The sequence below is a fragment of the Stenotrophomonas sp. RIT-551 genome (assembly GCF_026241915.1).
Classification (GTDB): domain Bacteria; phylum Pseudomonadota; class Gammaproteobacteria; order Xanthomonadales; family Xanthomonadaceae; genus Stenotrophomonas; species Stenotrophomonas bentonitica_A.
This window is the reverse complement of record NZ_JAPJIU010000005.1, coordinates 135,343-160,561: the sequence shown is the minus strand read 5'-3', so window position 1 is coordinate 160,561 and position 25,219 is coordinate 135,343. Positions and strand designations below refer to the sequence as shown.

At 68.0% G+C, this 25,219-nt stretch carries 29 protein-coding genes; 14 read left to right on the top strand and 15 right to left on the bottom strand.

Translation table 11 applies throughout. The features are described from left to right. The first annotated feature begins 45 nt into the window (after window positions 1-45). From ORK51_RS08575 to ORK51_RS08555, 5 genes are all read left to right on the top strand, one after another. Window positions 46-645: a 5-formyltetrahydrofolate cyclo-ligase gene (locus tag ORK51_RS08575; RefSeq protein WP_070425836.1), complete on the top strand. Its 600-nt coding sequence runs from the start codon at window positions 46-48 to the stop codon at window positions 643-645. Between the two features lie 13 nt (window positions 646-658). Further along, window positions 659-1,135, top strand: a complete 477-nt coding sequence (locus tag ORK51_RS08570) for an EVE domain-containing protein (protein ID WP_261997243.1) — start codon at window positions 659-661, stop codon at window positions 1,133-1,135. 27 nt (window positions 1,136-1,162) lie between these two features. Then, entirely contained in the window at window positions 1,163-1,810 is a 648-nt protein-coding gene (rpiA, locus tag ORK51_RS08565; RefSeq protein ID WP_261997244.1) for a ribose-5-phosphate isomerase RpiA, read from the top strand. A gap of 47 nt (window positions 1,811-1,857) precedes the next feature. After that, window positions 1,858-2,310 (top strand): DUF192 domain-containing protein, encoded by a 453-nt coding sequence (locus ORK51_RS08560; protein WP_070425839.1) that lies wholly within the window; start codon window positions 1,858-1,860, stop codon window positions 2,308-2,310. A gap of 62 nt (window positions 2,311-2,372) precedes the next feature. Next, window positions 2,373-3,218 (top strand): SirB1 family protein, encoded by an 846-nt coding sequence (locus tag ORK51_RS08555; protein WP_019183851.1) that lies wholly within the window; start codon window positions 2,373-2,375, stop codon window positions 3,216-3,218. A gap of 30 nt (window positions 3,219-3,248) precedes the next feature. Here the strand turns inward: ORK51_RS08555 and ORK51_RS08550 are convergent, their stop codons facing one another. Beyond that, a complete protein-coding gene (locus ORK51_RS08550) occupies window positions 3,249-3,440 on the bottom strand; it encodes a rubredoxin (protein WP_266084728.1) in 192 nt (63 codons plus the stop codon). Window positions 3,441-3,512: 72 nt separating this feature from the next. Between ORK51_RS08550 and thiE the strand changes: the two genes are divergently transcribed. Then, window positions 3,513-4,145 (top strand): thiamine phosphate synthase, encoded by a 633-nt coding sequence (gene thiE, locus ORK51_RS08545; protein ID WP_070425840.1) that lies wholly within the window; start codon window positions 3,513-3,515, stop codon window positions 4,143-4,145. Window positions 4,146-4,160: 15 nt separating this feature from the next. Then, a complete protein-coding gene (gene hemL / locus ORK51_RS08540; protein WP_266084727.1) occupies window positions 4,161-5,450 on the top strand; it encodes a glutamate-1-semialdehyde 2,1-aminomutase in 1,290 nt (429 codons plus the stop codon). 59 nt (window positions 5,451-5,509) lie between these two features. Here hemL and azu read toward each other — a convergent pair whose 3' ends face one another. Next, window positions 5,510-5,968, bottom strand: a complete 459-nt coding sequence (azu, locus tag ORK51_RS08535) for an azurin (RefSeq protein ID WP_070425842.1) — start codon at window positions 5,966-5,968, stop codon at window positions 5,510-5,512. Between the two features lie 113 nt (window positions 5,969-6,081). On the opposite strand from azu, the gene ORK51_RS08530 reads away from it, so the two are divergent. After that, complete coding sequence (locus ORK51_RS08530; protein ID WP_266084726.1) at window positions 6,082-6,693, top strand: HAD-IA family hydrolase; 612 nt, start codon at window positions 6,082-6,084, stop codon at window positions 6,691-6,693. 32 nt (window positions 6,694-6,725) lie between these two features. On the opposite strand, the gene ORK51_RS08525 is transcribed toward ORK51_RS08530, so the two are convergent. Further along, window positions 6,726-7,955 carry an acetylornithine transaminase gene (locus ORK51_RS08525; protein ID WP_266084725.1) on the bottom strand — a complete coding sequence of 410 codons (1,230 nt, stop codon included), beginning with the start codon at window positions 7,953-7,955 and terminating at the stop codon, window positions 6,726-6,728. Between the two features lie 65 nt (window positions 7,956-8,020). Between ORK51_RS08525 and ORK51_RS08520 the strand changes: the two genes are divergently transcribed. After that, window positions 8,021-8,893: an ion transporter gene (locus ORK51_RS08520; RefSeq protein ID WP_266084724.1), complete on the top strand. Its 873-nt coding sequence runs from the start codon at window positions 8,021-8,023 to the stop codon at window positions 8,891-8,893. Between the two features lie 40 nt (window positions 8,894-8,933). Here the strand turns inward: ORK51_RS08520 and ORK51_RS08515 are convergent, their stop codons facing one another. Next, window positions 8,934-9,899 carry a YiiG family protein gene (locus ORK51_RS08515; RefSeq protein ID WP_266084723.1) on the bottom strand — a complete coding sequence of 322 codons (966 nt, stop codon included), beginning with the start codon at window positions 9,897-9,899 and terminating at the stop codon, window positions 8,934-8,936. A gap of 90 nt (window positions 9,900-9,989) precedes the next feature. Continuing rightward, window positions 9,990-10,808 carry an SDR family oxidoreductase gene (locus tag ORK51_RS08510; protein ID WP_070425847.1) on the bottom strand — a complete coding sequence of 273 codons (819 nt, stop codon included), beginning with the start codon at window positions 10,806-10,808 and terminating at the stop codon, window positions 9,990-9,992. 116 nt (window positions 10,809-10,924) lie between these two features. On the opposite strand from ORK51_RS08510, the gene ORK51_RS08505 reads away from it, so the two are divergent. Next, window positions 10,925-11,596 carry a hypothetical protein gene (locus ORK51_RS08505; protein WP_266084722.1) on the top strand — a complete coding sequence of 224 codons (672 nt, stop codon included), beginning with the start codon at window positions 10,925-10,927 and terminating at the stop codon, window positions 11,594-11,596. Between the two features lie 20 nt (window positions 11,597-11,616). Here ORK51_RS08505 and ORK51_RS08500 read toward each other — a convergent pair whose 3' ends face one another. Next, window positions 11,617-12,279 carry a phosphotransferase gene (locus tag ORK51_RS08500; protein ID WP_019183840.1) on the bottom strand — a complete coding sequence of 221 codons (663 nt, stop codon included), beginning with the start codon at window positions 12,277-12,279 and terminating at the stop codon, window positions 11,617-11,619. 102 nt (window positions 12,280-12,381) lie between these two features. On the opposite strand from ORK51_RS08500, the gene ORK51_RS08495 reads away from it, so the two are divergent. Continuing rightward, entirely contained in the window at window positions 12,382-14,385 is a 2,004-nt protein-coding gene (locus ORK51_RS08495) for a bifunctional DedA family/phosphatase PAP2 family protein (RefSeq protein ID WP_070473560.1), read from the top strand. A 51-nt stretch (window positions 14,386-14,436) separates the two neighbouring features. Here ORK51_RS08495 and ORK51_RS08490 read toward each other — a convergent pair whose 3' ends face one another. The 3 genes from ORK51_RS08490 to ORK51_RS08480 form a co-directional block, all read right to left on the bottom strand. Next, complete coding sequence (locus ORK51_RS08490) at window positions 14,437-15,015, bottom strand: LON peptidase substrate-binding domain-containing protein (RefSeq protein WP_261997251.1); 579 nt, start codon at window positions 15,013-15,015, stop codon at window positions 14,437-14,439. Window positions 15,016-15,027: 12 nt separating this feature from the next. Further along, window positions 15,028-16,392 carry a UDP-N-acetylmuramate:L-alanyl-gamma-D-glutamyl-meso-diaminopimelate ligase gene (gene mpl / locus ORK51_RS08485; protein WP_070425851.1) on the bottom strand — a complete coding sequence of 455 codons (1,365 nt, stop codon included), beginning with the start codon at window positions 16,390-16,392 and terminating at the stop codon, window positions 15,028-15,030. Window positions 16,393-16,725: 333 nt separating this feature from the next. Continuing rightward, entirely contained in the window at window positions 16,726-17,289 is a 564-nt protein-coding gene (locus ORK51_RS08480) for an adenylate kinase (protein WP_019183836.1), read from the bottom strand. A gap of 141 nt (window positions 17,290-17,430) precedes the next feature. Here ORK51_RS08480 and ORK51_RS08475 point away from each other — a divergent pair, with 141 nt between their 5' ends. Continuing rightward, the gene (locus tag ORK51_RS08475) at window positions 17,431-18,687 is read left to right on the top strand and encodes a 6-phosphofructokinase (RefSeq protein ID WP_261997254.1); all 1,257 of its coding nucleotides are present in this window, start codon (window positions 17,431-17,433) and stop codon (window positions 18,685-18,687) included. A gap of 95 nt (window positions 18,688-18,782) precedes the next feature. Here ORK51_RS08475 and ORK51_RS08470 read toward each other — a convergent pair whose 3' ends face one another. Then, complete coding sequence (locus ORK51_RS08470; RefSeq protein ID WP_070425853.1) at window positions 18,783-19,286, bottom strand: hypothetical protein; 504 nt, start codon at window positions 19,284-19,286, stop codon at window positions 18,783-18,785. Between the two features lie 363 nt (window positions 19,287-19,649). Between ORK51_RS08470 and ORK51_RS08465 the strand changes: the two genes are divergently transcribed. Further along, entirely contained in the window at window positions 19,650-21,677 is a 2,028-nt protein-coding gene (locus ORK51_RS08465; RefSeq protein ID WP_019183833.1) for a sodium-translocating pyrophosphatase, read from the top strand. Between the two features lie 62 nt (window positions 21,678-21,739). Here the strand turns inward: ORK51_RS08465 and ORK51_RS08460 are convergent, their stop codons facing one another. The 5 genes from ORK51_RS08460 to ORK51_RS08440 all read right to left on the bottom strand — a co-directional run bounded on the left by ORK51_RS08460 (window position 21,740) and on the right by ORK51_RS08440 (window position 24,774). Then, window positions 21,740-22,468, bottom strand: coding sequence for an energy transducer TonB (locus tag ORK51_RS08460; protein ID WP_070425855.1), 729 nt, complete (start codon window positions 22,466-22,468; stop codon window positions 21,740-21,742). After that, the gene (exbD, locus tag ORK51_RS08455; RefSeq protein WP_266084721.1) at window positions 22,465-22,890 is read right to left on the bottom strand and encodes a TonB system transport protein ExbD; all 426 of its coding nucleotides are present in this window, start codon (window positions 22,888-22,890) and stop codon (window positions 22,465-22,467) included. Before exbD ends, ORK51_RS08460 begins: the two co-directional genes overlap by 4 nt. A gap of 9 nt (window positions 22,891-22,899) precedes the next feature. Then, window positions 22,900-23,631, bottom strand: coding sequence for a tonB-system energizer ExbB (gene exbB, locus ORK51_RS08450; RefSeq protein WP_261997256.1), 732 nt, complete (start codon window positions 23,629-23,631; stop codon window positions 22,900-22,902). Between the two features lie 113 nt (window positions 23,632-23,744). Continuing rightward, window positions 23,745-24,137, bottom strand: a complete 393-nt coding sequence (locus ORK51_RS08445) for a YbaN family protein (protein WP_046274323.1) — start codon at window positions 24,135-24,137, stop codon at window positions 23,745-23,747. A gap of 49 nt (window positions 24,138-24,186) precedes the next feature. Then, window positions 24,187-24,774, bottom strand: a complete 588-nt coding sequence (locus ORK51_RS08440) for a biliverdin-producing heme oxygenase (RefSeq protein WP_266084720.1) — start codon at window positions 24,772-24,774, stop codon at window positions 24,187-24,189. 165 nt (window positions 24,775-24,939) lie between these two features. Here ORK51_RS08440 and ORK51_RS08435 point away from each other — a divergent pair, with 165 nt between their 5' ends. Then, complete coding sequence (locus tag ORK51_RS08435; protein ID WP_019183827.1) at window positions 24,940-25,197, top strand: DUF2789 domain-containing protein; 258 nt, start codon at window positions 24,940-24,942, stop codon at window positions 25,195-25,197. Window positions 25,198-25,219: the final 22 nt, after the last annotated feature.

The window sequence follows — 25,219 nt, the reverse complement described above, 5'->3', positions numbered from 1 at the left end:
TCGCTCTTGTTTTATCCGCTTCCCCCGCACGCTCCGGACCCAGGCATGACCGACCCGCGCTCCGCACTGCGCCAGCAGCTGCGCCAACGCCGCCGCGATCTCCCCGCCGCCGTGCGCCTGGCCGCCGCCGAGCAGTTGGCCGATGCCCTGCTCGCCCTGCCGTTCGCGCCTGCCCAGGGGCATGTTGCCGGGTACTGGGCGATGGATGGCGAGATCGCACTGCACCGCTGGCAGATGCAGTTGCCCGCCGGCCTGACCTACTGCCTGCCGGTGCTGCACGAGCAGACGCTGCGCTTCGCGCCATGGCGCCCGGGGCAGGCGCTGACCGCCAACCGCTTCGGCATTCCCGAACCCGACCTTTCGCTGGACGACACCCTCGCGCCGGAACAGATGGCGCTGGTCGTCGCGCCGCTGGTCGGTTTCGACGCGCAGGGCCGCCGGCTGGGGATGGGAGGCGGCTGGTATGATCGCAGCTTCGCATTCCGCCACCAGCGCCCGGCGCCGCCGTGGCTGGTCGGGGTCGGCTTCTCGGTCCAGCAGGTCGATGACCTGCCGGTACAACCGTGGGACGTCGCGGTGGATGCGATCTGCACCGACGTCTCCACCCTTGTCTGCGTACCGACCAACGGTCGGCACCGACCGTAATCAAAGACTCCGCATGACCGCACGCAAGCGCTACTGGCTGATGAAGTCCGAACCGGACGCCTTTTCCATCGATGATCTGCAGCGCGTGGGCCGCGAGCCCTGGAACGGCGTCCGCAACTACCAGGCGCGCAATTTCATGCGCGATGGCATGAAGGTCGGCGACGGGGTGATGTTCTACCACTCCAACACCAAGGTGCCGGGCATTGTCGGGCTGGCCACGGTAGCCAGCGAGGCCTACCCGGACGACACCCAGTTCGACCCCGGATCCGATTACTACGACCCCAAGGCGACCCGCGAAGAACCGCGCTGGATGCTGGTGGACGTGGCGTTCGAGCGCAAGCTGCGCGACACCATTTCGCTGGACGAGATCAAGCTGCACGCCGATGCGCTGGGCGAAGGGTTCCCGCTGACCGCGCGCGGCAACCGCCTCTCCATCCTCCCGGTGACCGCCGCGCAGTGGAAGCTGCTGCTGTCGCTGGAAAAGCACTGATTCCCTTTCCTCCAAGAGTTGCCCGCCATGTCCGAAGCCAAACGCCTGGCCGCTGAAAAAGCCATCGAATACGTCGAAGACGGCATGATCGTCGGCGTCGGTACCGGCTCCACCGTTGCCTACTTCATCGACGCCCTGGCCAGGATCCAGCACCGCATCAAGGGCGCCGTCTCCAGCTCGGACCAGAGCACCGCGCGCCTGAAGCAGCACGGCATCGAGGTGCTCGAGCTCAACCACACCGGCAACCTCTCGCTGTACGTGGACGGTGCCGACGAATGCGACGGAAACAAGAACCTGATCAAGGGCGGCGGCGCCGCGCTGACGCGCGAGAAGATCATCGCCGAGGCCAGCGAGCGCTTCGTGTGCATCATCGACCCGAGCAAGCAGGTCAAGGTGCTGGGCAGGTTCCCGCTGCCGGTGGAGGTGATCCCGATGGCACGCAGCCTGGTCGCCCGCCGCATCCTGGACATGACCGGCGGCCAGCCGGCCTGGCGTGAGGGCGTGGTCACCGACAACGGCAACGTGATCCTGGACATCCACCACCTGGAGATCACCGATCCGGTCAAGCTGGAGCGCGAGCTCAACCAGCTGCCCGGCGTGGTCAGCGTCGGCCTGTTCGCGCGCCGCCCGGCCGATGTGGTGATCATCGGCGGCGAGCCGCCGGTCGTGATCTGACCCCCGTGGCCGGCGCCCGCGCCGGCTGCCCCCAACGAGGCAATCCCATGTCCCTGTCGCGCCTGCTGCCCCTGCTTCTGCTGCTCACCCTGGCCGGCTGTGCCAGCACCAACGCCCGTCACTGGGTGGAGCTGGACGGCAACCGCTACCACGTTGAACTGGCCACCAATGACGACACCCGCGCCCGCGGGCTGATGTTCCGCGACCAGATGCCGGAGGACCACGGCATGCTGTTCATCCATGAACGCGAAGAGCTGCAGGCGTACTGGATGAAGAACACCAAGATCGCCCTGGACATCCTGTACTTCGATGCACAGCGCCGCCTGGTCAGCCAGCAGCGTGACGTGCCACCGTGCTCGGCCGGTGACCGTTGCCCGCCCTACCCCAGCAGCGAGCCGGCCCGTTACGTGCTGGAACTCAATGCCGGGCAGGCCGAAAAGATGAAGCTCAAGGACGGTACCGAACTGAAGTTCGGCCCCGGCATCGCCGACGGTAAATAAAAGGGACCCGATAAACGCGCCGCGCCCTTGAATCGCGGCGCGTTTGTCGCCAGTCTTGTCCCATGCAGGGGCAGATCACATTGCCGACGTGGGAATCGCTGGCCGAGCTGGATGACGAGGCGCTGCCTTTGTTGCCGACCGCGCTGCTGATCGCCCGGGACGAATACCCGGACCTGGACCCTGCCGTCTACGACGCGGTCCTGCAGAGCCACGCCGACCACCTGCGCACCGAGATCGCCACGATCGACATGTGGCCGCTGAAGATCGCCGCGGTCAACCGCCATCTGTTCGACGAGCTCGGCTACAGCGGCGACCATGGCGAATACTATGACCCGCGCAACAGCTATCTGAACCAGGTCTTCGAGCGCCGCCTGGGCAACCCGATTTCACTGGCGCTGGTGCAGATGGAAGTCTCGCGCCGGCTCGGCATCCCGCTGGACGGGGTGTCCTTCCCCGGCCATTTCCTGGTGCGCCTGCCGCTCAACGACGGCGTGCTGGTGATGGACCCGTTCAACGGCGGCCGCCCGCTCGGCGTGGAAGAACTGCGCGAACGCGCCCGCTCGCACCTGGGCGGTGAAGTGCCCGACGACGATGTGCTGGCACAGATCCTGGACCCGGCCCCGGCGCGCGCGATCCTGATGCGGATGCTGCGCAACCTGCATGGGGTCTATGTGGAACGCGGTGAATGGGACCGTGCCGCGCGCAGTGCCGACCGCCTGCTCAAGCTCGCTCCGGAACAGGACGATGCCCTGCGCGACCGCGGCATGGCCTACCTGCAGCTGGACTACGAGGCGGGCGCGCGCAACGACCTGGGGCTGTACCTCAAGCGCAATGCCAAGGCCAGCGACGCCCAGTACGTGCGCGAGAAGCTGGTCAGCCTGGGTGGCGCGGTGCCGCGCCTGCATTGAAAGGCGCCATGACGCGGCGCCGGCCCGGCCTCAGTCGACTTCGACCATCTCGAAATCGTCCTTGGTCACGCCACAGTCCGGGCACGTCCAGGTATCGGGAATGTCTTCCCAGCGCGTGCCCGGGGCGATGCCCTCTTCCGGCAACCCGTCTTCTTCCCGGTACAGGAAGCCGCAGACAACGCACATCCAGGTGCGGGAGGTGGTGGCGGTAGCGTCGGTCATCGGATAATCACGGCAGGACAAGAGCTGACAGCGCTCATTGTCCCACTCCCGTCGCGCTACCGGTAGCCATTGATGAATCACGCTTCAGCCCCCACGCCGCCCCGCGGCGTCTACCTCATCACCCCCGACGAACCCGATACCGCACGATTGCTGGCGCGCACCGCGCCGCTGTTGGCGGCCGGCGCCACCTGGCTGCAGTACCGCAACAAGACCGCCGATGCCGCCCTGCGCCTGCAGCAGGCGACCGCGCTGCAGGCGCTGTGCGCGCCGCACGGCGTGCCATTGATCATCAATGACGACCCGGCGCTGGCCCATGCCGTGGGCGCCGCTGGCGTACACCTGGGCGGCACCGACGGCGACATCGGCGCGGCGCGCGCCCTGCTGGGCCCCGACGCCATCATCGGCGCGTCCTGCTACGACCAGCTGGCCAATGCGGCACGTGCCGTGGCCGAAGGGGCCAGTTATGTGGCCTTCGGCGCGTTCTTCCCCACCACCACCAAGGTCACCGCCAGCCGTGCCACGCCGGACCTGCTGCGGCAAAGCGCCGCACTGGGCGTGCCGCGGGTGGCGATCGGCGGGCTCAGCCCGGACAATGTGGGTCCCATCATCGCGGCCGGCGCCGACCTGGTGGCCGTGGTCAGCGGCATTTTCGCCGCCCCCGACCCGGTTGCCACCCAGCGCGCCTTCCTCGCCCAGTTTCCGTAAGACCCAGGACACCCCATGAACCACGACCAGTCCCACGCCCTGTTCACCCGCGCCCAGAAACTGCTGCCGGGCGGCGTCAACTCGCCCGTGCGCGCGTTCAAGTCGGTCGGCGGCGAGCCGTTCTTCGTGCAGCGTGCCGATGGCGCGTACCTGTACGACGTGGACGGCAACCGCTACATCGATTACGTCGGCTCCTGGGGCCCGATGATCGTCGGCCACAACCACACCGCGGTGCGCCAGGCGGTCAAGCAGGCGATCGGCAACGGCCTGTCCTTCGGTGCGCCGTGCGAAGCGGAAGTGACCATGGCCGAAACGCTGACCCGGCTGGTGCCGTCCTGCGAGATGGTGCGCATGGTCAACTCCGGTACCGAGGCCACGCTGTCGGCGATCCGGCTGGCGCGCGGCGCCACCGGCCGCACCCGCATCGTCAAGTTCGAAGGCTGCTATCACGGCCACGGCGATTCGTTCCTGGTCAAGGCCGGCAGCGGCATGCTGACCCTGGGCGTGCCGACCTCGCCGGGTGTCCCGGCTGGCCTGAGCGAACTCACCCTGACCCTGCCCTACAACGATTTCGAGGCCGCCACCGCGCTGTTCGCCGAACAGGGCGAGCACATCGCCGGCCTGATCATCGAGCCGGTGGTCGGCAACGCCAACTGCATCCCGCCGCGCGAGGGCTACCTGCAGCACCTGCGCGCGCTGTGCACGCAGTACGGCACGGTGCTGATCTTCGATGAAGTGATGACCGGCTTCCGCGTGGCCCTCGGCGGCGCGCAGGCGCACTACGGCGTCACCCCGGACCTGACCACCTTCGGCAAGATCATCGGCGGCGGCATGCCGGTGGGGGCCTATGGCGGCCGCCGCGAGCTGATGTCGCAGATTTCCCCGGCTGGCCCGATCTACCAGGCGGGCACGCTCAGCGGCAATCCGGTGGCGATGGCCGCGGGCCTGGCGATGCTGGAACTGGTGCAGGAACCGGGCTTCCATGATCGCCTGAGTGCCGCCGCTGCGCGCCTCTGCGCCGGGCTGGAAGCCGCGGCGGCCGAGGCCGGCGTGGCGGTGACGACCACCCAGGTCGGCGCCATGTTCGGCCTGTTCTTCACCGACCAGAAGGTGGAAACCTACGCCCAGGCGACGGCGTGCGACATCACCGCGTTCAACACCTTCTTCCACGCGATGCTGGAGCGCGGTGTGTTCCTGGCCCCCTCGGCCTACGAGGCCGGCTTCCTGTCCAGCGCCCACGACGACAGCATCATCGATGCGACCATCGAGGCCGCGCGCGAAGCCTTCAAGCTCGTCAAAGGCTGATGGGAGGCGGTAGGTGACGACCGTTGGTCGTCACGCCGTCCACCGGCCGGCATCGGCGCTCAGCCGAACAGAAAACGGCCTTTCATCATCGCGAAGTGCCCCGGGAACGAGCAGAAGAACGTGTAGTCGCCGCCCTTGGCCAGCTTCGCGGTCGAGAAGGTGACGCTGGTGGTCTGCCCGCCCCCGATCACCGGGGTATGCGCCAGCACACGCGCATCGCCCTTGGGCAGGTAGCTGTCGGCCAGGGTCGTGCGCATGCCGGCCATCGCCACCGGCTGGTAATCCGCGGTGCGGGTCAGCACCCAGTTGTGGCCCATCGCGGTCGCGGCAAGCTTGCCGGTGTGGCGCAGGGTCAGCTTCACCTGGGTGCAGTCCGCCGCAACCTTGATCTCCTTCTGGCTGAAGCTCATCTGGTCGGTGCTGTCGATGGCGATCGCGCAGACGCGCGCATGGGCGGCCGGGGCCAGCATCAGGCCGGCAAGCAACACGGGGGCAAGCAGTTTCACGGCGATCTCCATCGAACAGTCCACGCGATTCTAGAGTCCGTGCCCACGCCCGGCCTGCGACGCGATGTCGCAGCAAGCGCCCCGACTGCGGTACGGTCAGCGTTGGACCCGGACAAGAGTGCGCGATGACCGATGCCGTGGAGGGGCTGCTGCTGGATTTCGATGGCGTGCTGGTGCGCCATGCGCGGCATTTGCGCGTGCGTCACCTGGCCGCCAGCACCGGCTGCAGCGTCGCACAGGTGCACGCCGCCCTGTTCGATAGCGGCCTGGAGCAGCAGCATGACGCCGGCCTGGACAGCACGCTGTACCTGCAACAGTTGGGCGCGGCGTTGGGCAGCACGGTGAGCATCACGCAGTGGCAGGACGCCCGCATCGCCGCGTCCATGCCACAGGCCGGGGTCATCGAACGCATCGAACAGGTTGCACGCCGCATGCCGATCGCGATCCTGACCAACAACGGCGCGCTGATGGTGGACACCATCCCGCGCATCCTGCCCACCCTGGCCGCAGCGCTGCGCGGGCGCATCCTGTGCAGCGGCGCGCTGGGCGCTCGCAAGCCGGACCCGGCCGTATTCGTGCAGGCGATGGCGCTGTTGGGCGCACGCGCCGGGCGCACGCTGTTCGTCGATGACCTGTTCACCAACGTGCGCGGTGCGCGTCAGGCAGGATTGCGGGCGGAAACCGCCACCGACAGTCGCAGCATCGGCAAGGTGTTGAAGCGGTGCGCCCTGGCGTAGAGCCGACCAACGGTCGGCTCTACCGCTGTTGGTTATCGCGTGGCGATGAAGGACTGCACCGCCGCGCGCAGGCGCTTGAGGCCTTCGGCGATTTCTTCATCGGTGATGTTCAGCGACGGCACGAAACGCAGCACGTCCGGGCCGGCCTGCAGGGTCAGCAGGCCGTGTTCGGCGGCGTGGTCGAGGATGGGACCGGCCTGGCCGGCAAAATCCTTGTCCAGCACCGCGCCCAGCATCAGGCCGCGGCCGCGGACCTGGCTGAACACCTTGAACTCGTCGTTGATCCTGCCCAGCCCATCGCGCAGCGCCTGCGACTGACGGCTGACGTTGTGTGCGATCTCCGGCGAGGACAGCTTGCGCAGCGCCACGCGCGCGACGGCCGCGGCCAGCGGGTTGCCGCCGAAGGTGGTGCCGTGGGCACCGAACTGCATCACCTCGGCCACCTTCGGGCCGGCCAGCATCGCGCCGATCGGGAAGCCGCCGCCCAGCGCCTTGGCCAGGGTGACGATGTCCGGCTTGATGTTGTCCTGCCAATGCGCGAACAACGTGCCGGTACGGCCCATGCCCGCCTGGATCTCATCGAGCACCACCAGCGCGTTGTGCTGGTCGCACAGCTCGCGCACGCGCTGCAGGAAGCCCGGCTTGGCCGGCATCACGCCACCCTCGCCCTGGATCGGCTCGAGCATCACCGCGGCCACATCGCCGGCGGCCATCGCGGTTTCCAGCTGGACCTCGTCGTTGAAGTCGACATAGCGGAAGCCACCGGGCAGCGGCTCGTAGCCTTCCTGGTACTTCGGCTGGGCGGTGGCGGTGACCGCGGCCAGCGTGCGGCCGTGGAAGCTGCCGCGGAAGGTCACGATCACGCGCTGGTGCGCCGGGCGGCCCAGCGAAGAGGCCCACTTGCGGACCAGCTTGATCGCCACCTCATTGGCTTCGGCGCCGGAGTTGCACAGGAACACGCGCTCGGCGAAGCGCGAGGCGGTGACCAGCTCCTCGGCCAGGCGCAGCGGCGGCCCGCTGTAGAACACGTTGCTGGTGTGCCAGAGCTTGCCGGCCTGCTCGATCAGCGCCGCCTTCAGGTCCGGATCGTTGTGGCCCAGGCCGCACACGGCGATGCCGGCGGCCAGATCGATGAACTCGCGGCCCTGGTTGTCCCAGACGCGCGCACCCTGGCCGCGCTCGAGCACCACCTGGCGCGGTTTGTAGACCGGCAGGTAGTAATGCGACAGGGACAACAGCGGATCGGTGGCAGCGGCGGTCATGGCAGTCAGGGGCTCAGGAAAGATCCCATTCTCGCGCTTTGGGCCGGTGGGGCACAATGCGGCCCATGCGACCGTTCACCGCCCCCCAGCTCAACCCCGCCACCGAGACCGGCTGGCGCCGCCAGTGGTTCGACATCATCTACCGCCACGACACCCAGCCCTCGCGCAATTTCGACCTGCTGCTGGTCTACGCGATCATCGCCAGCGTGGTGGTGGTCATGTTCGACAGCGTGCAGCGCTTCCATGCGGCCTACGCCGACTGGCTGTACGTACTGGAATGGGGCTTCACGATCGTGTTCACCGCCGAGTACCTGCTGCGGCTGGTGGTGGTCAAACGCCCACTGCGCTACGCATTCAGCATCTGGGGCATCATCGATCTGGCCTCGATCCTGCCCACCTACCTGTCGCTGTTCATCCCCGGCGCGCAGAGCCTGCTGGTGGTGCGCGCGCTGCGCATCCTGCGGGTGTTCCGGATCCTCAAGCTGACCCGCTACATCGAAGAAAGCGGCGTGCTGATGGAATCGCTGTGGCGCAGCCGCCGCAAGGTGCTGCTGTTCCTGTTCACGGTCATCACCATCACCATCATCGCCGGGACGATGATGTACGTGATCGAAGGCCCCAACCACGGCTTCACCAGCATCCCCAGCAGCATGTACTGGGCGGTGGTGACCATGGCCACGGTGGGCTTCGGCGACATCGTGCCGCAGACCGTGCTCGGCCGCTTCGTCACCTCGGTGCTGATCCTGATCGGCTACAGCATCATCGCCGTGCCGACCGGCATCTACACCGCCGAACTGGCCAACACCATGCGCGATGCCGAGCATGCCGCGCGCCGTGATGCGCGCGGCTGCCCGCATTGCGGGCTGGAAGGCCACGAACCGGACGCCGTGCATTGCCGCCATTGCGGCGAAAAACTGCCACCGGTCTTCAACGTCTGATGCGTGCGGCGGGCCGCCTCGCAGCCCGCCGCGCGATCACTCAACGCGCGCCGCTGGTCCGCGCCAGGCGGTTGCTCATGTCGACCAGGTCGTTGTAACTGACCAGCAAGGCTTCGGCCGAGCCCTGCGGGTTGCTGATCCGCCCACCGCTCTCCATCAGCATCTGCTCGCTGCGGGTATACGGCTTCTTTGACTCGACGCGCTCGATGCGGCGGCCGGCATCGCGGGCCAGTGCATCGGCGGCGCGCTCCACGTGGCCCCACATCGCATCGCCCTTGCCGATCTTGTCATCCTGCGCCTGCTGCAGCAGCGCCTGGAACGCCGCGAGCTGGGTGCGTGCCACCGCCAGATCGGGCGTCTCGCTGTTGAGCAGCTGCGTGAGCTGCTTGCCATCACCGAGGATCTTGATCTGGTAGTACGCCATCGAGCGGCCTTCGGAAGCTTCAATCTCCTTGAGCTGTTCCGCACGCCGTTCGTCTTCGCGCTTTTCCAGCGCGGCATCCAGCGCGGTGCCTGCGTCGAAGAAGGCCATGTAGGCCTTCATCAGCGGGGCATGCTGGCTGCGCATCCCGGCATGGTCATCGCGCAGGTAGTCCTCGCGGCTGTAGTAACGGTCGGCCTGCTCGATCAGGGCGTACAGGTCGACGAACGTCTTCTGGTAAGCGCTCGCCGCCGGATCCAGCTCGGGCTCGGCCGGCGTCATCGCCAGCGCGGCGACCATCGGCGCATTGCACACTTCCACGCGATGCGAGAGCACCGTGCCCGGCCCACGCACCTGCTTCTCATTGCCGGTCGGGCCAGCCTCCGGATCCTGCATCCAGCCGATGTACTGCTGGAAGCCTTCGTGGATCGGCTGTTCAACGGCGTTGAAGCAGGCGATGTAGGCGTTCACCTTTTCCACGCCCTGGGTATCGGCAACGCTGCCCGGGCCCTTGCTGCAGGCGCCGAGCAGGCTGATCAAGGCGATGGCGGCGGCGAGCGGTGCGGTCCGTGTGCGGAATGACATGCATGTGTCCATACGATTTGGGGCCCGCACCATAGCAGCCCGGCCTGTGCAGCGTTTGTCATCGCGCACGCGGCGCGCACCGCGCACGCGTCAATCCAGGAACAGATCGGGCATCAACGGACGCGACGGATCGACGGCATAGCCACTCAGATCGGTGATGCCGGCCTGCGCCAGCACCTCGTCATCGAGCAGGAACTGCCCACTGAAGCCGGCCGCCTCGCGGGTCAGCACTGCGTGTGCGGCATCGGCAAGGATGGCAGGCGTGCGGCAGCCGCCGATGTCCACGCCGGGAATCATGTTGATCGCGTCAGTGGCGATCACGGTACGCGGCCACAACGCATTGACCGCCACGCCCTGTGGGCCGAACTCCGCGGCCAGGCCAAGCGTGACGAAGCTCATGCCCATCTTCGCCAGCGTGTAGCCGGTATGCGGCGCCCACCACTTCGGGTCCAGGCTTGGCGGCGGCGCGAGGGTGAGAATGTGTGGATTGGGTGCCTGCAGCAGGTGCGGCAAGCAGGCCTGCGCGCACAGGAAGCTGCCGCGTGCGTTGACCTGCTGCATCAGGTCGAAACGTTTCATCGGCGTGTCCAGCGTGCCGCGCAGCCAGATCGCGCTCGCGTTGTTGACCAGGATGTCGATGCCACCGAAGGTATCCACGGTGGCGGCGACGGCCGCACGCACCTGGTCTTCCTCGCGGATGTCGCACTTCAGCGCCAGTCCCTGGCCGCCGGCGGCGGTGACCGCCTCCGCTGCGCTGTGGATGGTGCCGGGCAGCTTGGGATTGGGCACCGAGGACTTGGCCGCGATGGCGATGTTGGCCCCGTCCCGTGCAGCACGCAGTGCGATGGCCAGGCCGATGCCGCGCGAGGCGCCGGTGATGAACAGGGTCTTGCCTTGCAGACTGGCCATGCGCGGATTCCTTCGATGCGATTGCAGTGAACCGGCATTATGCCGCCCCGGCGCACACACCGGATTCATGCGCCGCGTCGATACTGGGCGTTCACGTTCTGCATGGAATGAGCGACATGACGGCGATCCGCCTTCCCCTGACCGCGCTGGCGCTGGTACTGGCCATGGCTGCCTGCCAGCCCGCCGGCGACCCGTCCACCGCCCCTGTGCAGGCGGCCGCCACCGTTCCCGGTACGGCCGGCGGCACCTCCCCCTTCAGCGAAGCGGCGATCTGGGACGGCGAGGTGGACGCCTGCCGTGGCCAGGCGCCGGTTGCCGATGATTGCCTGTCCAAGGCGATGCAGGCGGCCAAGGCCAGCCCGCAGGCGATCGCCGCGGCCCATCAGCTGGGCGCGCAGGGGAATCCCGGCTACGTCAGCGCATGGCGCGAGCAGGACGGCGTGGGCATTGCCACCATCGAGTACCCGTTCCGTGCCAATACCAATGAAGGCACGCTGCTGGTCGACAGTGCCGGGCATACCGTGGATGTGGATGCGGATGTCCTGCCGGAGATGTCGCGCGCCGATGCAACGGTCAAGCCCTTCCTTGATGCGCACCCGGACGCCTCACCGTTCGCCCCCGCCGAGGCCAGCGGCAGTGAAGCGCTGCCCAACGGCGGGCTGCGCCTGATCTACAGCACGCCGCTGCGCACCTGCCATGCCTGCGCGGACGAGGGCATGCTGCGGGTCGCCTACGAGTTCGACGCGCAACGCCGCTTCACCGGCAAGCAGATCATCGACCTGCGCTGAGCGCCAGGCATCGGCCCCTGCTACGGCTTGGGGCCCTGCCCTTCGTTGTCTTCCCAGTGCAGGATCCTGCGGGTGACGAAGCGGTAGACCGGCTTGCCGGTGCGGAACCAGAGGTCACGCACCCACGAGGTGCGCTTGAGCAGCCGCTTCTCCACCGGCGTCAGCGACGGCCGGCAGTACATGCGCTTGTGCTTGAGCAGGTGGCGCAGGTCCTCGCGGGCCAGCAGGCGCATCCAGCGCGAGCGCGGATTGCCGATCACCGCCAGCTGGAAATCGATCAGGGCCGGCGAGCCGTCTTCGCGCACCAGCCAGTTGGCTTCCTTGGCCAGGTCGTTGTGCGCGATGCCGTGGCGATGGACCTGCTGCAGCAGACGGCGCGCCGCACGGAAATAGGCCAGGTCGCCATGCGGCGGACGCTGGTACATCGCATCGCCGGCCATGAAGCTGCGGTCCAGCCAGCGCCCGTTCCAGCCCAGCAACCGCGGCGTGGCGGGCATCCCATCCAGATGCGCCAGCGCGCGCGCCTCGCGCCGGGCCAGCCACCATGCCGGCAGGCGCAGCCACCACGGGGTGGCCTCCAGATCACGGCGCACGAAGCGCTGGCCGTCCTGCTCCATCAGCAGGATGCGGCCGAAGCTGTCGGCTTTGAGGGCGGTCGGGGCGGGATCGGCAGGGCGTGTCATGGCGCCATTCTAGGCGGCTGATCGCGTTCATTCACTGCAGATGCCGCACATTGCCCGCCGCTGGCCGGCAGTCAGTCACTTTGCCCCCCCTATAATCCTCCGATGGACTCGTCATGGATCGATGCCACGCTTGCGTGGATCTCAGCTCACCCCGTGCTTGCCGGTGCGGTCATTTTCCTCATTGCCTTCTGCGATGCGGTCATCGTGCTGGGCGCGATCGTGCCCGCGTTGCCGCTGCTGTTCGCCGTGGGTGTGTTCATCGGCCTGGGCCAGATCTCCGGGCCGTACGCGGTGGCCTGCGCAGCGCTGGGCGCGTTTGCCGGCGACGGCATCAGCTACTGGGTAGGCCGGCGCTGGGGGGATCGCCTGCGCGGCTTCTGGCCCTTCAGCAAGTATCCGCAGCTGCTCGACCGCGGCGAGACGATGTTCCGCCGCAACGCGTTCAAGAGCATCCTGGTGGCGCGCTATGTCGGTGCGATCCGCCCGTTCGTGCCGGCCATCGCCGGCATGATGAAGATGCCGCTCTCGCGCTACTTCCAGGCCAGTGGCATCGCCAGCCTGTCCTGGGCGGTGCTGTTCCTGGCCCCCGGCTGGGTGCTCGGCGAGGCGTATGACGCGGTCGCCGCCGTTGCAGGCCGGCTGGTGATGGTGCTGGGCCTGCTCGGCGTGATCATGGGCCTGGTCTGGGCGATCGTGCTGTACGGCTACCGCTGGTCGGCCTCGCGCATGGACAGCTGGCTGGCCATGCTGTTGAACTGGTCGCAGCGCCATCCAACGCTGGGCCGTTACTCGGTGGCGGTGTTCGATCCCCAGCGGCGTGAATCGGTGCCGCTGGCGATGCTGGCGGTGATGCTGCTGCTGCTTGGCTGGGGCTGGTTCGCCCTGTTGATGGCGGTGGTCGCGCATGGCGAACCGCTGCGGGTCGATCTGGCCGTGCACCACGCCATGCTGGCGCTGCGCAATCCGCTGGCCGATTACCCGATGGCCGCGCTGGCCTCGCTGGGCGCCTGGCAGGTCCTGTTGCCGGCCACGGCCGCCGGCATGGGCTACCTGGTCTGGCGCCGGCGCTGGATGGCGGCCGGTCACTGGCTGGCCGCGCTGGCCTTCGGCCTGGCCCTGTGCAAGCTGCTCGGCGCAACCGTGGATGTGGTCCGGCCGCCGGATGCGAGCAGCGGCTTCGGCTTCCCGTCGGTCTCGGTAACGATGGCCACGATCACCTTCGGCTTCTTCGCCGTGCTGATCGCGCGCGAACTGCCCGGCCGCACCCGCGTGTGGCCGTACCTGCTGTCGGGCATCATCGTCAGCCTGATCGGCTTCGCCCGCATCTACCTCGGCGCCCATTGGCTGAGCGATGTGATCGGCGGCATGCTGTTCGGCCTGTTCTGGCTGCTGGTGCTCGGCATTGCGTACCGCCGCCGCTTCAACCGCTCGTTCTGGGTCAAGCCGGTGGCGTGGCTGTTCTACGGTACCTTCGCCGTGGCCGCGCTCTGGTACGCCCCGCGCAACATCCCGGTGAAACTGGCGCGCTTCGAACCGGCGCAGCCGAGCCCGGCGCCGCTGGATGCCCAGGCCTGGTGGACGACCGAGTGGCAGCACCTGCCCTCGCGCCGCAATGAATTCGATGATGACCAGCGCTGGCCGCTGGATGTGCAGGTGGCCGGCCCGCTGGCACCGCTGCAGCGCCGCCTGGAAAGCCAGGGCTGGCGCGTTCAGCCGCAGGCCGGCTGGGAGCAGGCGCTGTTGATGCTCGACAAGTCATCGGACAAGGACAAGGTGCCGGTCCTGCCAGCCACCCTGGACACGCAGGTCGAATCGCTGCTGATGCTGCGCGCCGGCAATGCGCCCAACGAGATGTTCGCGTTGCGCCTGTGGCCGGCACCGGCGCGTCTGTCAGCGCCGGTGGATGAGCCGTTGTGGCTCGGCAGTGCACAGACCCTGCACTACCAGCAGCACTTCAATCTGATCGGGATGTGGCGCCCGATGCGTGGCATCGACCCCTCGCTCAATGCGGTGCGCCAGGCACTGGATGGCCTGCCACAGCAGGTCGACACCCATCCGGATACGCAGATGCCGGTGCTGCGCGTGCGCATGCCCGCGGCCGAATGAGGCAGCGCCGGGATCATCCCGGCCGTTCGTGCAGCGGGGCCTCGCCCCGCGTTACGGCATCCAGTCCAGCAACGCCTGCAGGCGCTGGTGCGGGTCATCGTGCTGCAGCAGCTGCAGGCGCTGCGCATCCTGCAGGGGCAGCAGCTCCGCCAGGCGCCAGCCGACCCAGCTGGCCTGCTCCATCTGCGCCGGGCTGACCGGAGCAAACGCGGCACCGGCCTGTTCGATGATGTGCTCAAGCACGGTCGCCATCAGGGCATGTTCGGGCTGCAGCTCATCGTCGCTGTCGGCCGCACACCAGGTCACCTCGGCAATGATCAGCCCATTGTCGCGCACGCGCGTGCGATCGACATGGAAGCGACGCTGGCCACGCAGGCGCAGCACCAGCACGCCATCGGCGCCCACGTCGAAATCCTCGATCCGCGCCTCCACGCCGTAGGCGGCCGGCACCGCAGGGGCGCCGGTTTCCTCACCGTCCAGGATCATGCAGACACCGAACGCGGTACCGGCGCGGCTGCATTCGCGCAGCATGTCCAGGTAGCGCCGCTCGAACACGCGCAGGCCCAGCGCGGCGCCGGGCAGCAGCACGGTGTGCAGCGGGAACAGGGGCAGTGACGCGGTGTCGGTCATGGCCAGGCTCGCTCAGGACGGCTGCAGCTGTGCCAGGAAGCGCCGCGGCGCGCCGTCGAAGCCACCATTGGACATGAACACCACGTGGTCGCCGGGCATGGCGATCGCGTCCAGGCGCGACAGCAGCGCATCGGTATCCGGCACGGCATACGCGTCGCCTCGCACGGCGGCGATCACGCCGGCCGCATCCCAGGCCAACTCCGGGCGGTGCAGGAACACCACGGCATCGGCACCGTCCAGCGACGGCGCCAGCGCCTGCGCATGCGCGCCCAGCCGCATGGAATTGCTGCGCGGTTCCATCGCCACCACGATGCGGGCTTCACCAACCCTCGCACGCAGGCCCTCGAGGGTGGTGCGGATCGCGGTGGGGTGATGCGCGAAGTCATCGTAGACGGTGACATCGCGCGCCTGGCCGATCACTTCCAGCCGGCGCTTGACGCTGCGGAACGCGGCCAGCGCCGGCATCACCGTGGCCAGTTCGACACCTACCGCATGCGCGGCGGCCAGCGCCGCGAGCCCGTTGAGCACGTTGTGCCGGCCGAGCAGCGACCAGCGCACTTCACCGATGCGCTCGCCGCGATGGTGCACCACGAACACGCTGCCGTCGGCCTCCACCAGTTCGGCGTGCCATTCCAGCGCAGGATCGAAACCGAAGCGCTCCACCGGCGTCCAGCACCCCATCGCCAGCACCTCGGCGAGATAGGCATCTTCGCCGTTGACGATCAGGCGCCCGCGCGCGGGCACGGTGCGGATCAGGTGATGGAACTGGCGCTGGATCGCGGCCACGTCCGGGAAGATGTCGGCGTGGTCGTATTCGAGGTTGTTGAGGATCGCCACCAGCGGCCGGTAGTGCACGAACTTGCTGCGCTTGTCGAAGAACGCGGTGTCGTACTCGTCGGCTTCGACCACGAACTCGCGGCCGCTGCCGATGCGCGCGGACACGCCGAAATCCTCCGCCACGCCGCCGATCAGAAAGCCCGGCTCACGCCCGGCGCTGTGCAGCAGCCAGGTCAGGATGGTGGTGGTGGTGGTCTTGCCGTGCGTGCCGGCCACAGCCAGGGTGTCGCGGCCCGGCAGCACCTGCTCGGACAGCCACTGGGCCCCGGAGATATAGCGCTGGCCTGCATCCAGCACGGCTTCCACGGCAGGGTTGCCGCGCGAGAGCGCATTGCCGATCACCACCTCGTCGCAGTCCGGTGCCACGCTGTCGGCGCGGTAGCCCGGATCCAGGGCGATGCCCAGGCGTTCGAGCTGGGTGGACATCGGCGGGTAGATCGCCTGGTCGCTGCCGCGGACCGTATGGCCCTTCTCGCGTGCCAGCGCGGCCACGCCGCCCATGAAAGTGCCTGCAATACCAAGAATGTGGATCGTGCTCATGCCTGCGATTGTCGCCGATCATCACCGTCGATGGACATCGCCGTCAGATAACTCCTAGTCGAGTATCAGAGAAGTCCATCACGGTGTCAGGGAAATCCCGATAGCGCCGTACTGTGAAGACGGACACAATTCCATGGGCCAGCCGCAGCACCCCATTGGTCCTACTCCCCAAGAGGCCATCCCCAGGGGGGCTCATGCTGCGGGGCTCTGAGCAAGCCCGCTCGCTGGCACCTTCAAACCACACGCCTGGTCCCTTCGGGGGCCGGGCGTGTGTGTTTCAGGCACTGGGCAGCGCACTGCCCGTGCGGTGCCGCCGTAGCGGCACCGACCGGATCAGGCCTGGATCGCGGCGCGGATGCGCGCTTCCACGTCGTTCAGTTCACCCACGCCATCAACGCGTGCGAGCGTGCCACGGCCGGCATAGAAATCCACCACGGGCGCGGTCTGGTCGTTGTAGACCTGCAGGCGCTGACGCACCGATTCGGGGTTGTCATCGGCACGGCCCTGCTCGGCGGCGCGGCCGGCGATGCGCTCGACCAGCAGTTCGGTCGGCACGTCCAGCTGCACGACCGCATCCAGCGGCTGGCCGATCTTGGCCAGCAGGCTGTCCAGCGCATTGGCCTGGGCCACGTTGCGCGGGTAACCATCCAGGATGAAGCCCTTGGCCACATCGTCCTGGCCCAGGCGCGACTCGAGCATGCCCAGCAGGATGTCATCGGACACCAGGTTGCCGGCATCCATCACGGCCTTGGCCTGCTTGCCCAGCTCGGTCCCCGCCGCCACTTCGGCACGCAGCAGGTCGCCGGTGGAAATGTGCGCAATCGAAAGATGTTCCTTCAGGCGCGTCGCCTGCGTCCCCTTGCCCGAACCGGGCGGTCCCAACAGAACCAATCGCATCAACCTGACTCCAACGTGGTAAGAAAATGGAAGGGCGCGCGCCCCGGGATTGTCCACAATCACGCTGCACCGCAATACGCGCACTTTACCCCATACCGGTAATGTCTCTGCAATGTCCTTCCCCCAGACCAAGGTCGCACCATGCCCAACGGTACCCTGCTCTACGCCCAGTCAGGCGGCGTCACCGCCGTCATCAATGCCACGGCCTCGGCGGTCATCAGCACGGCAAGGGCCAAAGGGATCAAGGTCTTGGCCGCACGCAACGGCATTCTCGGCGCGCTCCGCGAGGACCTGATCGACACCTCGAAGGAAACCGCTGCCGCGATCGCCGCCCTCGCCCATACCCCCGGCGGCGCGTTCGGCTCGTGCCGCTACAAGCTCAAATCGCTGGAGGCCGACCGCGGCAGGTACGAGCGGCTGCTCCAGGTGCTGCGCGCGCACGATGTGCGCTGGTTCCTCTACAACGGCGGCAACGATTCGGCCGATACCGCCTGGAAGGTTTCCCAGCTGGCCAAGGCCTTCGACTACGACCTGACCTGCATCGGCGTGCCCAAGACCATCGACAACGATCTGGCCGTGACCGATACCTGCCCGGGCTTCGGCTCGGCGGCCAAGTACACGGCCGTCTCGGTGCGCGAAGCGGCGCTGGACGTGGCCGCGATGGCCGAGACCTCGACCAAGGTGTTCGTGTACGAAGCGATGGGCCGCCATGCCGGCTGGCTTGCGGCGGCCGCGGGCCTGGCCGGCCAGGGCGCCGATGACGCCCCGCACATCATCCTGCTGCCCGAGCGCGCCTACGACGAGGACGCGTTCCTGGCCAAAGTGAAACAGGTGGTCGAGCGCGTGGGTTACTGCGTGGTGGTGGCCTCCGAGGGCATCCAGACGGCCGATGGCCGTTTCGTCGCCGATGCGGGCGGTGGCACCGATTCGTTCGGGCATACCCAGCTCGGCGGCGTGGCCTCGCAGCTGGCGGCCCGGGTCAAGGATGGACTGGGCTACAAGGTCCACTGGACCCTGCCCGACTACCTGCAGCGCTCGGCGCGCCATCTGGCCTCCAAAACGGACTGGGAGCAGGCACAGGCGGTGGGCAAGGCGGCGGTGCAGTTCGCGTTGAAGGGCCAGAACGCGGTGATGCCGGTGATCGTGCGCACCAGCGATAAACCCTATCGCTGGAAAATCGAGGCCGCCCCGCTGCACAAGGTGGCCAACCACGAGAAGAAGATGCCGGCCGGCTTCATCCGCCGCGATGGCTTCGGCATCACCGACAAGGCACGCGCCTATCTCGCCCCGCTGATCAAGGGGGAAGCCCCGTTGCCCTACGGGCCTGATGGGCTGCCGAAGTACGTGACGCTGAAGAACGTGGCGGTGAAGAAGAAGCTGCCTGCCTTCGAAGCATGAGCAATCCGTCGGTGCCGGCCGCTGGCCGGCACCGCGGTGTCCCCGGCAGCGTCCGGGAAGCCGGCCAGCGGCCGCACTACCGGTGCGTGGTCAGGTCAGTTGCAGGCCTTGCCCTCGACCTTCATCTGCGCGGCGAACATCGGCACCTGCGCGATCTTGCCGGCGGCGGCCTGCTTCTTGGCGTCTTCCAGGTAGATGCGCGACTGGCCCTGGCCATCGCGTTCGGGCGTGGTGGTGACCGGCATGCGCCACACGCGCACCACCGCCTGCTGGGCCGGGCAGCCCGCATTCGGCACACGGATCACATCATTGAGTTTCCAGCCCTTGGCCTCGCTGGGCTGCGCCTTGTCGTAGTCCACAAAGCGGGCGCGCGGCTGGCACTGCTCGCTGGTGCGGACCACGGCGAACTTGTACGGCTGCGCGGCCTCGCCCGTGAACACGCCTTCCAGCCGTGCACAGGCTTCGGGGATCTGGCGCAGGGTGTGGGCCGCGCCCACCGCCTGCGGGGTGCCCGCAGCGCGCTGCAGTTCGGGGGTCTCGGCGGCGAAAGAGGACACGGCGGGCAACAGGGCCAGCCACAACAGATGACGGGGGGACATGGCAGGACTCCAACGGCGGGGGAATGGGCCGAGGCTGCCAGTGGGTGGCTGAACGGCGTGGCAAAGGCGGCCCGTCGTCCGGATCTGCGTGGTTGCCGGCCAGCGGCCGGCACTACCCATGCCACTGGTCGGCGCTACCCATGTCACTGACAGTTCGGCCTCACGCATGCGGTTTGTAATCCTTGCTGGCTTGCATCGAGGATTTGCCCGCATACTCGGGCCACCAGGGATTGCTGAACACCGCCACACGCTTGACGACCGGGCACGGTCTGAACGGGTTGGTTCATGGTTGCAGCCCGTTGTGCCCCCGTGTGGAGAAGTTCATCCGTTCACTGGATGTCATTCCATCACCCGGGAGGGGACATGCTGGAACGTTATGGGCTTTCTCTGGCGCTGTTCTGCGCCATCCTCGCGATTCTCTACGGCATCGTGTCGGCACGCTGGATCCTCCGGCAGCCGGCTGGCAATGCGCGCATGCAGGAAATCGCCGCCGCCATCCAGGAAGGCGCGCGCGCCTACCTCAACCGCCAATACCTGACCATCGCCATCGCCGGTGCCGTGCTGTTCGTGCTGGTCGGCATCTTCCTCAGCTGGTACACCGCGATCGGCTTCGCGATCGGCGCCGTGCTCTCCGGCGCGGCCGGCTACATCGGCATGAACGTCTCCGTCCGCGCCAACGTGCGCACCGCCGAGGCGGCCCGCAACGGCCTGAGCGCGGCCATGGACGTGGCCTTCCGCGGCGGTGCGATCACCGGCATGCTGGTGGTCGGGCTGGGCCTGCTGGGCGTGGCCGGGTACTACGCGCTGCTGTTGAAGCTCGGGCTGGATGTCGCGCAGACGCTGCACGCGCTGGTCGGGCTGGCGTTCGGTTCGTCGCTGATCTCGATCTTCGCGCGGCTGGGCGGCGGCATCTTCACCAAGGGCGCCGACGTCGGCGCGGACCTGGTCGGCAAGGTCGAAGCCGGCATTCCCGAGGACGACCCGCGCAACCCGGCGGTGATCGCCGACAACGTGGGTGACAACGTCGGCGACTGCGCCGGCATGGCGGCGGACCTGTTCGAAACCTACGCCGTCACCGTGATCGCCACGATGCTGCTCGGCAACCTGATGATCGCCGAGGCCGGTGCCAATGCGGTGCTGTATCCGCTGGTGCTGGGCGGTGTCTCGATCATCGCCTCGATCGTGGGCGCGCTGTTCGTCAAAGTGAAACCGGGCGGCTCGATCATGGGGGCGCTGTACAAGGGCGTGATCGTATCCGGGGTGCTGGCGGCGATCGCGTTCTACCCGATCACCACGCAGTTGATGCCGGACAACGCGCATGGCGCGCTGAACCTGTATTTCTGCGCGTTGATCGGGCTGGTGCTGACCGGGTTGATCGTGTGGATCACCGAGTACTACACCGGCACCCAGTACAAACCGGTGCAGCACGTGGCGCAGGCCTCCACCACCGGGCATGGCACCAACATCATCGCCGGGCTCGGTGTCTCGATGAAGTCCACCGCCCTGCCGGTGATCGCGGTGTGCGTGGCGATCTGGCTGGCACACTATTTCGGCGGCCTGTACGGCATCGCCATCGCCGCCACGGCGATGCTCTCGATGGCCGGGATGATCGTCGCACTCGATGCCTACGGCCCGATCACCGACAACGCCGGCGGTATCGCCGAGATGGCCGAACTGCCGCCGGAGATCCGCGACATCACCGACCCGCTGGATGCGGTCGGCAACACCACCAAGGCGGTGACCAAGGGCTACGCCATCGGCTCAGCGGCCCTGGCCGCACTGGTGCTTTTCGCTGATTACACGCATAACCTGCAGGCCGCCAATCCCGGCGAGACCTTCGCCTTCGATCTGTCCAACCATGAAGTGATCATCGGCCTGCTGATCGGTGGCCTGATCCCCTACCTGTTCGGTGCGATGGCGATGGAAGCGGTGGGTCGCGCGGCGGGTGCGGTGGTGGAGGAAGTGCGCCGCCAGTTCCGCGAGATTCCCGGGATCATGGAAGGCACCGGCAAACCGCAGTACGACCGCGCGGTGGACATGCTGACCCGCTCGGCGATCCGCGAAATGATCATCCCCTCGCTGTTGCCGGTCGCCGTGCCGGTGGTGGTCGGCCTGCTGCTCGGGCCGCGTGCGCTCGGTGGCCTGCTGATCGGCACCATCGTCACCGGCCTGTTCGTGGCGATCTCGATGACCACCGGCGGCGGCGCCTGGGACAACGCCAAGAAGTACATCGAAGATGGCCATTTCGGCGGCAAGGGCAGTGAGGCGCACAAGGCCGCGGTGACCGGCGATACCGTCGGTGATCCGTACAAGGACACGGCCGGCCCGGCGATCAACCCGCTGATCAAGATCATCAACATCGTGGCACTGCTGCTGGTGCCACTGCTCTGAGGCAGAACGGGCGCGCTGGCCTCGTTGGCCGGCGCGCCCAAGGGGTGTTCTCCTGCCGCGCCTCACCGCCGCCGGATGAAGAACGTCACCGGTACCATCACCTCCACCGGATCACCGGCCACCTCGGCGGGCGGCGGCGGCAGCGGGCTGCCGCGGCGCACCGTGGCCAGGGTTTCCTCATCCAGCAGCGGATGGCCGCTGCTCTGGCCCAGGCGGATGTTGGAGGCGTTGCCCTGGCGGTCCACCGAGAAGCGCACATAGGCCACGCCCTGCTGGCGCAGGCGCTCGGCCTGGCGCGGATAGCGGCGGTACTGTTCCAGATGGCCGAGCAGCAGCCCCTGCCAGGTGACCGCCGCGTTGCCCTGGTGGCCGGCCACGGTCTGCGTGGCAGCGTAGCGTTCGGACGGGCGTGCGGAGACATCCGGCGGTGCCAGCGTCTGATCGACGTTGTGCGGGTCGGTCGGCTCCTCTTCGCGCGGCGTCTGCCGACGCAGCACGTCCTGCGCGTCCGGGGTGTCGGCCGGCGGCAGGTCGATCTTTGGCACCGGCGTGGGCTCGGGCCGATGCTGTTCGTGCTGCAGCGGCCCGGGCGGCATCTCCTTCGGTGGCGCGGACGGCGCCTCAGGCACCGGCGCCAGCTCCACCATCACCGCTTCCACGGGCGTGTCGCTGGCCAGCACCGGCGCACGGTGCTGCCACCACAGCGCGCCGCCGATCAGCGCGCCATGCACGGCCAACACGAGGGCCAGGCTGCCCACCCAGCGCAGCGTCGCGGCGGGGTCGCGGCTCATTCGCGGCGCTGCTCCAGCCCGACCAGCGCGATCCTGCGATACCCCGCCGTGCGCAGGGCATTCATGGTCCGCATCAGATCGCCATAGGGCACCGCCTGGTCGGCGCGCAGGTAGATGCGCTGCTCGTGGTCACCGGCAGTCAGCCGCTCCAGCGCAGCTTTCAGGCCATCACGGCCCACCGGCACGTCGTTGATGCTCAGTGACAGATCGGCCTGCACCGAGAGGAACACCGGTTCGCCATCGCGTGGCTGCGGCTGCGCAGTGCTGGCCGGCAGGTCCACCGGCGTGTCCACGGTGGCCAGCGGCGCGGCGACCATGAAGATGATCAGCAGCACCAGCATGACGTCGATGAAGGGCGTGACATTGATCTCGTGGCTTTCTTCCAGCGCGTCGTCGTCGTGGCGGGCGGTCTTGATGGGCATGGCCGGTCCTCAGCGCGCGTCGTGCACGGCCGGCGCCTTGCCAAGCCGGTCCAGATCGCGCGAGACCAGTTGCTGCACGCCCGCGGACAGATCCCCCAGCAGGCCGCGGATACCGGCCAGCACGCGGGTGAAGTGGTTGTAGATCACCACGGCGGGAATCGCCGCGACCAGGCCCAGTGCGGTGGCAAGCAGCGCCTCGGCGATGCCCGGTGCGACGACGGCAAGATTGGTGGTGTTGGCATGGGCGATGCCGATGAAACTGTTCATGATTCCCCAGACCGTGCCGAACAGGCCGACGAACGGCGCGATCGCGCCGATGCTGGCGAGCAGGCCCACGCCGGTGCGCAGCTGGCGCGCATGCGCCAGTTCGATGCGTTCCAGGCGCGACGCGACGCGCTCCTTGATCCCGACCGGATCATGCGCGTCATGCGAGAGGCGCAGCTCGGTGCGGGCGGCATCGATCAACGCATGCGCGACGCCCTCGTCCAGCAACGGCTGCGTCTGCGGCGCCGGCAGGTGCGCGGCCTGCAGCAGCAGCGCACGGGCCGCGCGCAACGTCGTGCGCTGCCGCGCCAGCTCCCAGGTCTTGGCGACCAGCACGGTCCAGGTGGCGATCGAGGCGAGCGCCAGCCCGATCATCACGGCCTGCACCACGCCATCGGCGGCCTGGTACATGCCCCAGGGAGTCAGGTCATGCGGCAGCGCCGCCACGGTGGCAGGAAGAGCGATGGGCAGGGTCATGGGCGGAGTCGTCGGTCAGGGCATCGCGGCGCGTGACAGGGCCGGAGGCAGGCAAAGGGGGGAGGAATATCGGGGGCGAAGCGGTGGAAATCAGTGCGGGGCGGACAGCACGTTCAGCGCTCCGACGGGCGATCCGGCGTGGCCGATGGCCGCGGCGCGGGCCGTGACAGCACATAGGCCGCGCTGGCGGCGAAGAACAGGCCGACGCCGAGCAGCAGCGGCCAGGACGGATGCGCGCCCCAGCAGAACATGACGAAGCCGAACGCCATGCCGGCGCCGGCAAAGGCCTTGCCCTTGCGGCTGATCGCGCCCTGCTCGCGCCACAGGCGCAGCGGTGGGCCGTAACGAGGATGCTCGAGCAGCCGACGCTCGAACTTCGGCGAGCTGCGCGCGAAGCAGCCGACGGCCAGGATCAGAAAGATGGTGGTGGGCATCACCGGCAGCAGGGCGCCGATGACGCCCAGCGCCACCATGATCCAGCCCAGGCCGAACCAGAGCCAGCGCATCACGGGTGGCCGTGGCGGTCCGGCACGGCGGAGCTGTGCCGAGCGGTGCTCATGCGAATTCTTCCTCGACATGACCGTGCACGCTGCGGAAAGCGGCATCGGCGGCATCGATCACCTGTTGTTCCTGCGCCTGGGTGAGCGCGACGCCGTCGAGCGCGGCGGTGAACGCGCGCCAATGGCGGGCCGCGCCATCGGGATGTGCGGCCAGGTGGCGCGCGCCGAAGTCACTGTCCAGGCCGAGCCTGGCGGCCATCTTGTACAACACGGTGCCCCCCAGGTTGGAGCCTTCGGCCACATACAGCCAGCCGAGCGCGGCCGGCAGCGGCAGGTCGCCATCCAGGCCGGCGGATGCCGGCAGTGGCAGGGTCTGTTCCAGATCGGCCAGGTCGCGGGCGATCAGCGGCAGCCGGCGGCGCTCGTCCAGGTCAGGCAGCAGCGCGTCCAGCGCGGGGTTGCCATACAGCGCGTCGATGTCGCGGTGAAAGCGGAACTGCACGCGCACGAATTTCGCGAACAGGTCGCGGCTGGCGAAGATGTCGCCGGCCATGATGCGCTTGTCCAGCGCGCCGTGGCTGTCACGGGTGGCGGCCTTGAGGCGTTGGCTGCGGGTGGCTTGGGGAGTATCGATGACGATCATGGCACTGCTTGGATGGGGAAGTGGGGCGCGGTTCTCTGTTGAAGACGTCTGTCACGGCTGCAACCCCAAGCCCATTGTCGCGTGGGGAGCGTTGCGGCCGTCACATGCCACCGTCACGGCCTTGCCCCGATAATACGGGCCACGCCCTGCCACTGGAATGACACGATGATCACCACCGAACCGCGCATGACCAATCTGTTCCTGCAGCTCGGGCTGGAGGCCAGCGAGGAGGCGATCGCCGCCTTCATCCGCGACCACCAGCTCTCCAACGATATCCGCCTGATCGAAGCGCCGTACTGGAACGACGGGCAGCGCCAGTTCCTGACCGAACAGCTGCGCTCGGATGCCGAGTGGGCGATCGTGGTCGATGAGCTCAGCGAAGCCCTGCACGCCGATGCGACCGCGCAGGCCAACGCCGGCTGAGCGATTACGGGCATCTGATGCC